The 13160-nt window shown below is 42.6% G+C and carries 8 protein-coding genes and 2 pseudogenes; 5 read left to right on the top strand and 5 right to left on the bottom strand.

Features of this window, described 5'->3' with window-relative positions; translation table 11 throughout:
* Positions 1-82 precede the first annotated feature (82 nt).
* Positions 83-727 (bottom strand): annotated as a pseudogene (gene miaE / locus EX191_RS14915) (tRNA isopentenyl-2-thiomethyl-A-37 hydroxylase MiaE); the annotation flags it as partial.
* Between the two features lie 191 nt (positions 728-918).
* Positions 919-1689, bottom strand: a complete 771-nt coding sequence (miaE, locus tag EX191_RS14910) for a tRNA isopentenyl-2-thiomethyl-A-37 hydroxylase MiaE (RefSeq protein WP_193447978.1) — start codon at positions 1687-1689, stop codon at positions 919-921.
* 143 nt (positions 1690-1832) lie between these two features.
* Here miaE (EX191_RS14910) and EX191_RS14905 point away from each other — a divergent pair, with 143 nt between their 5' ends.
* Positions 1833-4418 carry a TrlF family AAA-like ATPase gene (locus EX191_RS14905; RefSeq protein ID WP_193447977.1) on the top strand — a complete coding sequence of 862 codons (2586 nt, stop codon included), beginning with the start codon at positions 1833-1835 and terminating at the stop codon, positions 4416-4418.
* A 108-nt stretch (positions 4419-4526) separates the two neighbouring features.
* Here EX191_RS14905 and miaE (EX191_RS14900) read toward each other — a convergent pair.
* Positions 4527-4676, bottom strand: a pseudogene (gene miaE / locus EX191_RS14900) (tRNA isopentenyl-2-thiomethyl-A-37 hydroxylase MiaE); the annotation flags it as partial.
* Positions 4677-4773: 97 nt separating this feature from the next.
* Entirely contained in the window at positions 4774-5538 is a 765-nt protein-coding gene (locus EX191_RS14895; protein ID WP_005390808.1) for a hypothetical protein, read from the bottom strand.
* Positions 5539-5851: 313 nt separating this feature from the next.
* Here EX191_RS14895 and cysB point away from each other — a divergent pair, with 313 nt between their 5' ends.
* Together cysB and EX191_RS14885 are read left to right on the top strand one after the other, a co-directional pair.
* Entirely contained in the window at positions 5852-6826 is a 975-nt protein-coding gene (gene cysB / locus EX191_RS14890; RefSeq protein WP_006742885.1) for an HTH-type transcriptional regulator CysB, read from the top strand.
* Between the two features lie 53 nt (positions 6827-6879).
* Positions 6880-8076: a methyltransferase gene (locus tag EX191_RS14885; RefSeq protein ID WP_193447976.1), complete on the top strand. Its 1197-nt coding sequence runs from the start codon at positions 6880-6882 to the stop codon at positions 8074-8076.
* A gap of 91 nt (positions 8077-8167) precedes the next feature.
* Here EX191_RS14885 and ald read toward each other — a convergent pair whose 3' ends face one another.
* Positions 8168-9292 carry an alanine dehydrogenase gene (gene ald, locus EX191_RS14880; protein ID WP_005378241.1) on the bottom strand — a complete coding sequence of 375 codons (1125 nt, stop codon included), beginning with the start codon at positions 9290-9292 and terminating at the stop codon, positions 8168-8170.
* 156 nt (positions 9293-9448) lie between these two features.
* Between ald and lrp the strand changes: the two genes are divergently transcribed.
* The gene (gene lrp, locus EX191_RS14875) at positions 9449-9943 is read left to right on the top strand and encodes a leucine-responsive transcriptional regulator Lrp (RefSeq protein WP_005378234.1); all 495 of its coding nucleotides are present in this window, start codon (positions 9449-9451) and stop codon (positions 9941-9943) included.
* A gap of 152 nt (positions 9944-10095) precedes the next feature.
* The gene (locus tag EX191_RS14870; RefSeq protein WP_193447975.1) at positions 10096-13149 is read left to right on the top strand and encodes a DNA translocase FtsK 4TM domain-containing protein; all 3054 of its coding nucleotides are present in this window, start codon (positions 10096-10098) and stop codon (positions 13147-13149) included.
* Positions 13150-13160: the final 11 nt, after the last annotated feature.

The raw sequence follows: 13160 nt of genomic DNA, 5'->3' as shown, positions 1-13160 counted from the left end.
GCCGGACGAAATGTCCGGCTTATTTATTCTCTGTCTATATAAATAAGTTCAGAGCATGCTCAATCTTGGGAGAATATGCTCGCTAGGCTGGAATACCACTATGGAACTTAAAATCTGTATCTGGCGTAGAAATTAAATCCGCCTCAACTCGGCCAAAATAGGCTATGCGTTCGCTGATGTCTTTGCCCGCGATTTGCTCTGCCAATACAAGATAATCTTGATAGTGGCGTGCTTCTGAGCGCAATAAAGAAACGTAGAATTTTGCGATATCGTCATCCATATGTGGTGCTAGTTTGGCAAAACGCTCACAAGATCGGGCTTCTATGTAGGCACCAATGATGAGTTTATCGATCAGCGTTTCCGGTTCATGAGTCTTCATATGCGAAATGAGCCCTTTAGCATAGCGACTTGCTGGAATATTTTTATACTCAATTCCACGACTTTCCATGATCTCTAAAACTTGATAAAAGTGGTGTAACTCCTCTTTAATCAAAAGCACCATTTTATCGATCAAATCTTGGCTGTACGGTGAGTTTGACTTAGCCATGATCGCTTTGGAAATATTGCTCTTACCTTTTAAAGTTTCTAGTGAGCCTACATTGCGATAAGCAAAATCTTCATAGGGTTTAAACCAGTCAAGCAGAGCATGTGAACTGGATTGGTCAACGGCATACTTACGAATTAAAAACATGGCAGATTGGCCAGCTTTTAGTTCGCACAAGTCGTGGGAATATTGAAATCATCGAAAAATAGCCGAAAGATGTCGAATTTTACTGAATTGAACCTGTATTTTTCATTTAAAACATAAAGATGGAAAGATTTAGAAAAAGTCAAGTTTAGGTGAAAAAGCAATATGCACACCTCAGCCTTCCGACAAAATACCGTGCATATAGCTTATCTTTTTGTTGACTTTTTGAACTAAGCGGCAACCAGTTTCGGTGCTCCAGAGTGGAAGCGAAACTCTGAATCGTCAGAGGTAATTAATTCAGCTTCAACATTAGCGAAGAGTTCAATACGTTCGGAAATATCTTCACCAGCAATCTGCTCTGCGAGTTCCAGGTAGTCTTGGTAGTGTCGTGCTTCTGAGCGTAGCAATGAGATGTAGAATTTTTGAATTGGCTCATCAAGGAAAGGTGCAAGCTTGGCAAATCGTTCACAAGAACGAGCTTCAATAAATGCACCAATAATCAGCTTGTCGATAAGAGCTGCTGGTTCAAAAGTTCGGATATGCTTAATCATTCCTTTGGCGTAACGACTTGCTGTAATAGGACGATACTCTAAACCTTGCTCTTCGATGATTTCTAACACTTGGTAGAAGTGGTGTAGCTCTTCTCGAATCAAGAGAACCATCTTATCAATCATATCCTGCCCGTAGGCACAGCCATCTTTGGGTTTGATTGATTTAGAAATATTGCTTTTACCTTTGAGTGTTTCAAGGCTGCCAATACCTTTGTAAGCAAAGTGCTCATAAGGCTCAACCAATTGAGTAATTTGCCCTTTACCTTCATCGGTTAAGACATAGCGTTTGAGAAGGAAAACGGCACTCTGCGAAGCTTTCAATTCGCATAGTAAATGATCTCGTAAAATCACGGATAGGTTTTCTGGCTTACGAGCCTCTTCAATCCAAGAGTCAGGGGTTGAGCATTTGAGGAAGCTATTTATTGGTTCTAATAATTTGTGATCGTACATATTGTATTAATGGCAGAAATTCTTGCTGACGATGATACCACATCAGAATTTTTGAGTTCGATTCTGTTAGAATAGAAACCTTAACGAAACACCATTTGGTGCGTAACTTATCAATAAAGTCAGAAGATTAGGTTAGAAAAAGAATGAAAGATAATACGTATAATAATTTCCCTAAAGGTTCTGATTGGAGGAAGTGGGATCTGCACCTACATACGCCCTATACGAACCTTAACCCGTATACCGCAACAGATGAGCAATTTATCTCTAAACTAAAAGCCGAAGAGATTTCGGCAGTGGCTTTGACAAATTACTACTTTTTCAAAGATGAAGAATTCACTTTGAAGAGCAAGCTCGAATCAGAAGGTATAACTACTTTCTTAAACCTTGAATTGAGAAGTTCATACACGAATACCGATGAGAAATGCTGCGATATACATGTGATCTTCAGTGATGATGTGTCTAAGGAAGAAATACAGAATCTGTTAGTCAAGTTAAGCTTGAATGTTGGTGCAGCAAAGAAGATGGCTCATGGACTTAAACCCCAAGATCTTCAATCGGCAACTGTTGAATTTTCTCATCTACATGAAATTTTGAATGACGAAGCGTTAGGGTTGAAGGGTAGATTTTTTATTGGCTTTCTCTCTCGTGGACACGGCAATGCTCGTTCAAGCAGTAATTTTGAGACTGTATATGCCAAGTCAGATTTCTTGCTACATTCAACGGATAAGGTAAGTAACTTAGAAGAAGATAGAGAGTTTTGGCTTAAGAACCGTCGCCCACTATTCCAAAGTAGTGATGCACACAGCTTAGAAAAGATTGGTACAAAATTCAGTTGGATTAAATCGGCTCCTACGTTTGAAGGACTAAAACAAGTTGTTTATGAACCAGAAGAACGTATTTGTCTTGAAGTGACTAAGCCTGATCAAAAACCTACATATCAGGTTATCGATTCACTTGAATTATCGAATAGTGGTTTGTGGGAAGGCAAAATAGAACTTAATGAAAATCTGAACACAATTATTGGTGGTCGTTCTACTGGCAAATCGTCTTTATTGGCTTCGATAGCTTATAAGTTAGGGAAGTTTTCAACAGATAATGAACGGTATCACAACTATATTTCATCAATTGCATCCTCCGTCAAGGTGAACTGGAAAGACGGAAATAATGATGTAGATAGAGATGTTGACTACTTCCCTCAAAGTTTTATGTACACACTGGCAAGTGATGACACTAAACGGAACAAACTTATCTCAGGAATTATAAAGAAGAAAGACGAAAAAGCTATTTTGGATAGATATTCTGGATTTGTTTCATCTCAGAAGTCTAAACAAGAGACTCTAATTTCAAGTCTTTTCGCTACAAAAGACGCTATCACTAAGAAGGAAGAGGAACTTTCTACATTTGGTGATAAGGTTGTTGTTGAGGGTGAAATCCGTAAATTGGAAGGAGAATTGGCAGCACTCAGTGGAGATTTTAGTGCCGATGAGAAAGCTGAGTATGAACAGGTTCAAACTGAACTAAGATCGATCAATGAGAAACTAACGCGACTTGATAAGATTTCTACTGAACTTACAGAGCTAACAAAGCAAAACTTTTTTAAAGATACAGATATTGAAGACAAAATCTCTGAACCCAAATTAGGAAAGTTGTTCTCTGATAAGTACAATCAGTTGAAAATGGATTTTGAGAAGAGTTGGCTTGCATTTATTGCAGAGAGAGAAGTGGTTCTATCTGATAGAGTTAAAGATCTTACTTTGCAAAAAGAACAGAATGAAACAAAGCCTATTTATATTAAAGGGCAAGAGCTGTTACAAAATGATATCGCAGCCCAACATTTAACAAATTCTTTGAATGTGGAAAGGAAAAAACTAACTGAAATTGAACAAAAAGAAGAAGAATTGAGCAAGCTAAATAAAGCGCAAGCTTCTCTTTCAGAACAACTGGCTGAATCGCATGAAGAGTATAAAGAACAGTCAAATAAATTAAGTGAACAACTTAAATTTAGCGGTGGTGACTTGGACGTTACAGTTACTTGTTCTTTTGATAATGAAATAATTAGTAATATTTTATCAGAACAGTTGATTCAAAGAAGTAATGATCAAAAGCAATTAGTAGCTGATTTTTGTTCTCAATATCCAGAAGATCCAAAAGAAACAGTCCGTTCACTCATTTCCATTGCAATGAGTAATCAACTTCAATGCAAAGGTAGCCATACTCCGCAGTCTACATTGACGCAGGTTCTTAGTACAAATACCTATAAACAAGATTATGAATTGACGTATCAAAATGACAGTTTTGAGAATATGTCTCAAGGAAAACAAGCGTTTGTAGTGCTAAAACTCCTCTTAGAGTTTAGTGATAAAATTTGTCCTGTTCTAATTGACCAACCAGAAGATAGTCTTGACAATCGAGCAATTTACAATGAGTTGGTTAAATATCTCAAGTTAAAGAAAAAAGATAGACAAATTATTCTGGTTACACATAATCCGAATGTAGTAGTAAGTGCAGATGCAGAACAGGTCATAGTAGCAAACCAAAATGATGTCAAACTACAAAATGAATCTGGAATGAAGTTTCAATATGTTAGCGGTGGGATTGAACACTCTAAACCTAAAAATACTAAATGTGATGTGTTCTTATATTCTCAAGGAATAAGAGAGCATATTTGTGAAGTGTTGGAAGGTGGTAATGAAGCATTCAGAAAGCGTGAGCAAAAGTATCAGCTCTAAGTATAAGTAGTATAAAGAATGCCCAGTTTGTCGTTGGGCATTTTAATGTTGAGGTAAAGTTTATGATTACTGAAGTCTGACGTGCATAAAAGGTAATATGCACACCTATGCCTTTAGCTCGCACAGTAGGTGGTCTAACAAAATGGTTTGAAGGTTCTCTGGTTTCTTTGCTTCCTCTACCCATTCATCAGGTGTACTGCATTGCAGAAATTGGTTAATGGGAGCAAGAAGATCTTGATAGGCGTCTAGATTCATCATTTTAGTTTTAGTACTTCACATTTTTATTGGGCATATCCGTTGTCTTGCGGATAGAAAAAAGGCTGCGATTGCAGCCTTTATTGACCTTAAGTGAATGTTACCACTTTTTCTTCTCGCCGAAGAGTGCTTCCATGTCATTGTCGCGCTCTTTATCGGCGATCTGCTGCATTTCGGCATCACTTTTATCTTGGCGTTTTTTATCTAGGTCGCCCAGCATGTCTTCAAGCTTCTGTTTCGCTTGAATAGAGTAGGGATCGCTCTTTGTACTCAATGCATCGATACCTTTGCGTAGCAGTTGAAGTGCTGTGCCAGGTTGACCTCGAGCAATAGAGTCGTTTGCTCTTTTGATGACGTTTTCGATGTTGATACGAATCTGCATCGTTTCTAAACGCGCATTTTCAGCGACATAAGTCTGGGTGTCGATACGGCCTTTATTGTGTTCGTTACGGATAGTATCGCGAAGGCGCTTCACCAACTTAAGCATGACGATGGCTTGTTTATCACTGCTTGGCATTTTGAACGTGGTACTCTCGCCAGTGGGACCATTCTCTTTCAGTTGATCAATCTGTTGCTTCATGTTTTCGATACGTTGAGCAAGCTGCTTATTCTTCGGGTCAAGCTCATGCATGCTTTCTAGCGCGTCAAGAATACGATTGTTTAGACATAGCAACAGCTCCTTGCTAAAAGGGATATGGTGCGCATGACCAATCAACTCTTCAGTGCCATCAATCAAGGCAACATAGCGTGCGGACTCCTGTCTTTTCGCAGTCTCTACCTTGACCTTATACTGCAACATAATGTTATAGCCTAGGATCAACACCAGTAGGATGGCTACCAAAGCGATTATTAAACCAATATTCATATCTTTGCGTCTGCTTTACTTTTCTACGGCTAGCATTAAAGAATACATGAATCTTATCTTACTCGGCACCCTATTTGTTTGATTATTTTGTCTCTCCCACGTTTTAGCTACTGATAGAAGTCACATCATAGAAATTCAGTCATTTATTGGCTCAACTTTGTGCATATTGTTTCTATGTTGAGGATTATCAGTATGTGATTGAGGTATAAGTTAGAAATTACTGTTCATTTCGATTTGAACGCGTTATAACTAATTATTATATCGCTCGTCCGAGTGGCCAATAAATTATCTCATGAACAAGTAAGGGATTACGATGAAACTGCAGCAGCTGAAGTATATTGTTGAGGTTGTAAACCATAATCTGAATGTATCCGCGACGGCAGAAAGCTTGTATACCTCTCAGCCAGGTATCAGTAAGCAGGTTCGGTTGCTGGAAGATGAGTTAGGCATTCAGATTTTTGAACGTAGCGGTAAGCACTTAACACAGGTGACACCTGCTGGTGAAGAAATTGTACGTATCTCTCAAGAAATTCTCGCTCGTGTAGAAAGTATCAAAGCTGTAGCAGGGGAGCACACCCACCCAGAAATGGGGACGCTGAATATCACCACGACACATACGCAAGCGCGTTATGCTTTGCCGGATGTCATCAAAGGTTTCACTTCTCGCTACCCAAAAGTGTCATTACACATGCATCAAGGTACGCCGTCACAAATGTCTGAGGCGATTGCCAAAGGTACGGCGAACTTTGCGATTGCGACAGAAGCGCTTCACTTATATCAAGATGCCATCATGCTGCCTTGTTATCACTGGAACCGTTCAATTGTCGTGCCCAAAGATCATCCATTAGCGAAGAAAGACAAAGTGACGATCAGCGATCTTGCCGCTTATCCATTGGTCACTTATGTGTTTGGTTTTACGGGCCGTTCAGAGTTAGATACCGCATTTAATCGTGAAGGTTTAACCCCGAGAGTGGTGTTCACTGCAACTGATGCGGACGTTATTAAAACGTATGTTCGCATGGGTATTGGTGTCGGCGTAATTGCTAGCATGGCTGTGGATGAAGAGCAGGACAGCGATTTAGTCGCAATAGATGCGAGCCATTTATTCGGGGCTAGTACGACAAGTATTGGCTTCCGCCGCGGCACATTCCTGCGCTCATACATGTTTGATTTTATGGAACGCTTTGCTCCACATTTAACTCGCCCAGTGGTAGAGCAGGCGATTTCTTTGAAATCTAATGCAGAAATCGAAGAGATGTTTAAGGACATCGAGCTCCCGGTGAGATAACACTTCATTGATGTTTCGATTCCCTCTACAATGCGCTCGTTGTAGGGGGAGCTATGAAAACGCAATTTCAATTTATTAATGACTGCTTATTGGAAAACGAATCGCTATGGCGGTTTGAACCATTTAAAAGTAGCATCCACATCTCATTACCTTGGCAAGAGCAACACCCTCAGTTGTGCCAGTGGTTAGTGTCTCTTTCTCCCTCTCAAATCGAAGAGTATAAAGCGGAACCTGAACTCGCCTTAAAAGCGATAAGCGCGTTCGTGCCTCAACTCGAACAACTCGCTTATCACACGCGTTTAGAGTCTTTAACCTTAAATGGTTTGGCACTCGCTCGTGGCTTAGACAACGGCATTCCCGGACGTAAGCTGGAGCAAATCAGCTCGATGGGTGAAGCTGCAATTCAACAACACTGTGGCGAAGAATGGTTAGAGTGGTGTTCAGGGAAAGGTTATTTAGGACGAATCCTGGCAACACAAACCGATCAGCCTGTGACCAGTTTCGAATATCAACAAGCACTGTGTGATTCAGGGCAACAAGCGGCGAATGAACACCATTGGAAGATGACGTTTATTCAAGGCGATGCGTTCGATAGCAAAGCGAGAGCGGTGTTTAAACCGACGCAACACGCGGTAGCACTGCATGCGTGTGGTGACCTCCATGTTCGTCTAATGCAGTACGGCAGTGAGAATGGGATTGCTGCGATGACCATCTCACCTTGTTGTTATCACTTGATTCAGTCGGAACAATACCAGCCGATGTCGAAACCGGGGAGGGCTTCTTCTCTCTCATTGTCTAAGCAAGAACTGCGTATCCCGTTACAGCAAACGGTGACAGGGGGAGAGCGTGTACGTCGCCATCGTCAGCAGGAAATGGTGTTTCGTCTTGGCTTCGATTTGATTACTCGACGAGCGTTAGGCATGGCAGAGTACCAACCTGTCCCCAGTATTCGGAAGTCGCAATTAAGTGAAGGCTTTGAATCTTTGTGTCGCTGGGCGGCGGAGCAGAAAGGTATCGTTCTTTCTCAAGAAATCGATTTCGATCATTTTGAAAAGTTAAGCGAACAACGCTTCTGGCAAATGGAGAGAATGAGCTTAGTGCAACTGGTTTTTCAACGTCCATTGGAGATCTGGCTCGCATTGGACAAAGCACTTTATCTTGAAGAACGTGGTTATCGTGTTAGATTGTCAGAGTTTTGCCCTAAATCAGTTACACCTAGAAATATTTTAATTTGCGCATATAAGAATTAGTTATTTTTTATAGCTAAACGCTCTATATGAAAAGCCCACTTATGCGTGGGCTTTTGTAAACAAAACGTGACAAATTGGTTTTATTTTGTCATTAATTGAACATAGCGATAGCTTGAGTTGGTTCAACGTATTCCAAGTCAAAGCTTTCTGCTACTTCTTTACATGTTACTTTTCCGTGAATAACGTTTAGACCTTCAAGGAAGCCTTTGTCTTCTAGAAGTGCCTCACGGTAGCCTTTGTTTGCGAGTTTCACAATGTAAGGGAGTGTTGCATTGTTCAATGCGAAAGTTGAAGTACGTGCAACCGCACCAGGCATATTTGCTACGCAGTAGTGAACCACTTCATCCACGATGTAAGTTGGATCTGCGTGGGTTGTTGCGTGAGATGTCTCGAAACAGCCACCTTGGTCAATAGCCACGTCAACCACTGCCGCACCAGGTTTCATCTTAGCAATGTGCTCTTTTGTTACCAGCTTAGGCGCTGCTGCTCCAGGAATTAGAACTGCACCGATAACAAGGTCAGCTTCTAGAACATGCTTCTCGATAGCGTCTTCAGTAGAATAAACCACTTTAGCGCGACCTTGGAATTCTTCGTCAAGCTTACGAAGTGTATCTACGTTGCGGTCTAGAATGGTTACGTCAGCGCGAAGACCAACAGCCATACGAGCTGCGTTTGCACCAACAACACCACCACCAACGATGACGACTTTCGCTGGCTCAACACCAGGTACGCCGCCTAGGAGCAGACCACGACCGCCGTGTGATTTTTCCAATGTTTGCGCGCCAGCTTGGATAGACATCCGACCTGCCACTTCTGACATTGGTGCTAACAGTGGCAAACGACCCATATTATCCGTTACAGTCTCATAGGCTATACAGACAGCTTTGCTCTTGATTAGCTCATCAGTTTGTGGAAAATCTGGTGCTAGGTGTAAATAAGTAAATAAAATTTGCCCTTCGCGGAGCATTGCTCTCTCTACTGCTTGGGGTTCTTTTACTTTTACAATCATGTCTGCTTGCGCGAATACGTCTGCAGCATGAGGGAGAATGGATGCGCCGACAGCGATGTAATCATCGTCTGAAAAACCAATGCCGGCACCTGCATTGGTCTCAACTAAAACTTGGTGACCATGTGAGATGAGTTCTCTCACGCTTGCTGGGATCATACCAACACGATATTCGTGGTTCTTGATTTCCTTAGGTACGCCAATGATCATCCTGTATCCTCTTTCTATAATGGTTGTATTAACTGTTTGTAGGGTGTTATTGTCGAATTAATAACTAGTATAGTTATAGATTTGTAAAATTTGGCACCAAATATTAAAAAGTTGTAGTATATTTTTTTGCAAGGAAGTAATAAGGTGGAATAAAAAATGGCAGACAACTATAAAAAGCCGTCCAAGGAACTAGACCGTATCGACCGCAACATTCTTAATGAACTGCAGAAAGACGGTCGTATTTCAAACGTTGAGCTTTCAAAACGTGTGGGACTTTCTCCAACGCCATGTTTGGAGCGTGTACGTCGCTTAGAGCGTCAGGGTTACATCACAGGATACACTGCATTATTGAATCCGCAGTTCCTGGATGCGTCACTATTAGTATTCGTTGAGATTACACTAAACCGTGGTGCGCCGGATGTATTTGAGCAGTTTAACTCAGCTGTTCAAAAGCTAGACGACATACAAGAGTGTCATCTTGTATCAGGTGACTTTGACTATCTTCTTAAAACCCGTGTATCAGATATGGGTGCTTACCGCCGACTATTGGGCGATACGTTACTACGTCTACCTGGCGTAAATGACACTCGCACATACGTTGTAATGGAAGAAGTGAAACAATCTAACCAGCTTGTGATCAAAACTCGTTAATTTCTTGCAAAGAAAGCGGTATATGCTTCCGCTTTCGCCAGAGAGTAATTGGGTTTTTCTCTTTGATATGGTTAAATCAATTTACCGAGCGGCTTGATGCCGCTCGGAATGTTTTGCAAATTCCTATTTCATTTCCATATTCAAGTTGATTTATGTTCAAAGAGAACGCAAAGAAAGTCGAAACCATTATCAAAACCAGTGAAGAGCCCCAGTCTTCACGCTTAAATGGCTTCCAACGCTTAAAAGAGTGCTGCTTTATCGTTGGCGTTCTTAGCTCGGTATTGCTTGCGGTTGCACTATTTACCTTCAGTCCGGCCGATCCTTCCTGGTCCCAAACCGCATGGGGAGGGGAGATCGATAATGCTGGTGGCCTTTTCGGCGCTTGGCTTGCGGACACACTATTCTTCACATTTGGCTCTCTCGCTTATCCCATCCCTTTCTTGCTAGCTGCGGCTGCATGGGTGATTTGCCGTAAACGAGGAGAAGATGAGCCAATTGATTTCATGTTATGGGGTACGAGGTTACTCGGCCTTGTCGTCCTTATAATGACTAGCTGTGGTCTAGCCGATATTAATTTTGATGATATTTGGTATTTCTCGTCCGGTGGTGTCGTCGGGGACGTGTTGTCTAGCCTAGCTTTACCTACATTGAATGTACTTGGCACGACATTGGTACTGCTGTTCTTATGGGGAGCGGGTTTTACTCTCTTTACTGGCATCTCATGGCTTAACATCGTTGAGTGGCTTGGAGATCGTGCATTAGCGCTAATTGCGGCGCTTGCAAATAAGATAAGAGGCTCTGAGCAAGAAGTTTTAGAACCTCAGCTAGATGAGTTCGTGGAAGATAAAGTCTCTACGCCTATACATAACGTAGACCATGACATTGATGATGAACCGCTTCCTCATTTAACGGCGTTCGATGTCGATGAGCCGAAAGAATCGGCGCCTGCGCATGAGTATCCTATTTATATGCCGCAAGCTAAACCTGAGAAGCCAGCGGAACAAATGATGGTGGAACCGACGCCACCACAACACAAGGCTACGGTTAATGCTGCGCCAGTTTATGCTCAACCTGAGCACCAAACGCAATCTGTCCATGCGGTGAATACTGATAACGTTGATCCGCTTCTGGAGCGTACCAAGCAGCTGAATGTTACGATAGAAGAGCTTGAAGCTGCAGCGCAACAAGCAGATGACTGGGGAACTGAAGAACAGGTAGCCCCATCATTTGCAGACACTTACTCTTCCTATGTAGAGCAACATACAGCTACAGAAGAACCGATCAGTGTTGAACCAGATTATGCGGAGTACGAACAATTTGAAGCAGAGCAAGTACAGCAGCCAAGTCTTGAGCATCCTGTGCATGAAGAGCCTGTAATTGATTCCGCTGCGCTAGATAGCATCACGGAGCAAACAGAATCGAGTCAACACATTGAACCTACGATCTCTGATTTTGACGTGTTAGACGATGAAGACGAAGTGGAGTCACAGTCTGTACAACAAGTACAGCCAGCTCCAGCAACACCTCATCAGCAAGTGGCAACACCTTCAACAACATTTGAACCTGCACTTCAAAAAGCGGAGGTTGAAGAGGTTCAAGACGGTGACGAAGATGTAGCGGCATTCCAAGACATGGTTTCTAGTGCGCAAGCCAAAGTAGCAGCGACACAGAACCCATTTTTGGTACAGAAAGAAGAAAACCTGCCTGTTCCGGAAGAGCCACTTCCAACGCTCGAGTTGCTTTACCATCCAGAAAAACGCGAAAACTTTATCGACCGTGATGCGCTAGAGCAGGTCGCTCGATTGGTTGAGAGCAAGCTAGCGGACTACAAAATCAAAGCCGACGTGGTGGGGATTTATCCTGGTCCAGTGATCACTCGCTTCGAGCTTGATTTGGCGCCGGGGGTAAAGGTAAGCCGTATTTCTGGTCTTTCAACTGACTTAGCGCGTGCATTGTCTGCAATGGCTGTACGTGTTGTAGAAGTAATCCCTGGCAAGCCTTACATCGGTTTGGAACTGCCAAACATGAGTCGTCAGACGGTCTATTTATCTGATGTAATCAGTAGTCCTCAGTTTGAGCAAGCAACGTCACCAACAACGGTTGTGTTAGGTCAAGACATTGCGGGCGAAGCTGTTGTGGCTGATCTCGCGAAGATGCCTCACGTGCTAGTAGCAGGTACAACCGGTTCTGGTAAGTCGGTGGGTGTGAACGTGATGATTTTGAGCATGCTGTATAAAGCTGGCCCAGAAGATGTACGCTTCATCATGATTGACCCGAAAATGCTAGAGCTTTCTATTTACGAAGGTATCCCTCATCTTCTTTCTGAAGTTGTGACTGATATGAAAGACGCATCAAACGCTCTACGTTGGTGTGTGGGTGAGATGGAACGTCGTTATAAATTGATGTCGGCATTGGGCGTTCGTAATGTGAAAGGCTTTAACGAGAAGTTGAAGATGGCAGCAGAAGCAGGTCACCCAATTCATGATCCATTCTGGCAAGAAGGCGACAGTATGGATACGGAACCGCCATTGTTAGAAAAACTGCCGTACATCGTTGTTGTTGTCGATGAATTTGCTGACCTGATGATGGTGGTGGGTAAGAAGGTAGAAGAACTGATTGCACGCTTGGCACAAAAGGCGCGTGCGGCAGGTATTCATTTAATTCTTGCGACTCAGCGTCCATCGGTGGATGTTATCACGGGTCTGATTAAAGCGAATATTCCAACTCGTGTTGCGTTTACGGTATCGACTAAAACAGACTCCCGTACGATTCTAGACCAAGGTGGTGCAGAATCACTGCTTGGTATGGGTGATATGTTGTATCTACCGCCGGGCTCAAGTCATACAACTCGTGTCCACGGTGCATTTGCATCAGATGATGATGTTCATGCTGTTGTAAACAACTGGAAAGCGCGTGGTAAACCGAACTACATTGAAGAGATCATCAGTGGAGACCAAAGTCCAGAAAGCTTATTGCCAGGCGAGCAAATGGAAGCGGATGAAGATGTAGACCCACTCTTCGATCAAGTCGTTGAGCACGTGGTTCAATCACGTCGAGGTTCGGTTTCCGGTGTTCAGCGCCGATTTAAGATCGGTTACAACCGTGCCGCCCGTATTGTTGAGCAACTCGAAGCACAAGGTATCGTGAGTGCACCGGGTCACAACGGTAACCGCGAAGTTTTGGCTCCTGCGCCACCAAAAGATTAATGAACTTGTGT

The organism is Vibrio chemaguriensis (assembly GCF_012275705.1).
GTDB lineage: Bacteria > Pseudomonadota > Gammaproteobacteria > Enterobacterales > Vibrionaceae > Vibrio > Vibrio diabolicus.
Note: the sequence above shows the minus strand (reverse complement) of the source record. Positions and strands in the feature narration are given on the sequence as shown.

Bases quoted from the DNA above. Each gene is read 5' to 3' on its own strand.
- miaE (WP_193447978.1), bottom strand. From the start codon at position 1,689: ATGTACGATCACAAATTATTAGAACCAATAAATAGCTTCCTCAAATGC.
- EX191_RS14895 (WP_005390808.1), bottom strand. From the start codon at position 5,538: ATGAATATTGGTTTAATAATCGCTTTGGTAGCCATCCTACTGGTGTTG.
- cysB (WP_006742885.1), top strand. From the start codon at position 5,852: ATGAAACTGCAGCAGCTGAAGTATATTGTTGAGGTTGTAAACCATAAT.
- ald (WP_005378241.1), bottom strand. From the start codon at position 9,292: ATGATCATTGGCGTACCTAAGGAAATCAAGAACCACGAATATCGTGTT.
- EX191_RS14885 (WP_193447976.1), top strand. From the start codon at position 6,880: ATGAAAACGCAATTTCAATTTATTAATGACTGCTTATTGGAAAACGAA.
- lrp (WP_005378234.1), top strand. From the start codon at position 9,449: ATGGCAGACAACTATAAAAAGCCGTCCAAGGAACTAGACCGTATCGAC.
- EX191_RS14905 (WP_193447977.1), top strand. From the start codon at position 1,833: ATGAAAGATAATACGTATAATAATTTCCCTAAAGGTTCTGATTGGAGG.
- EX191_RS14870 (WP_193447975.1), top strand. From the start codon at position 10,096: ATGTTCAAAGAGAACGCAAAGAAAGTCGAAACCATTATCAAAACCAGT.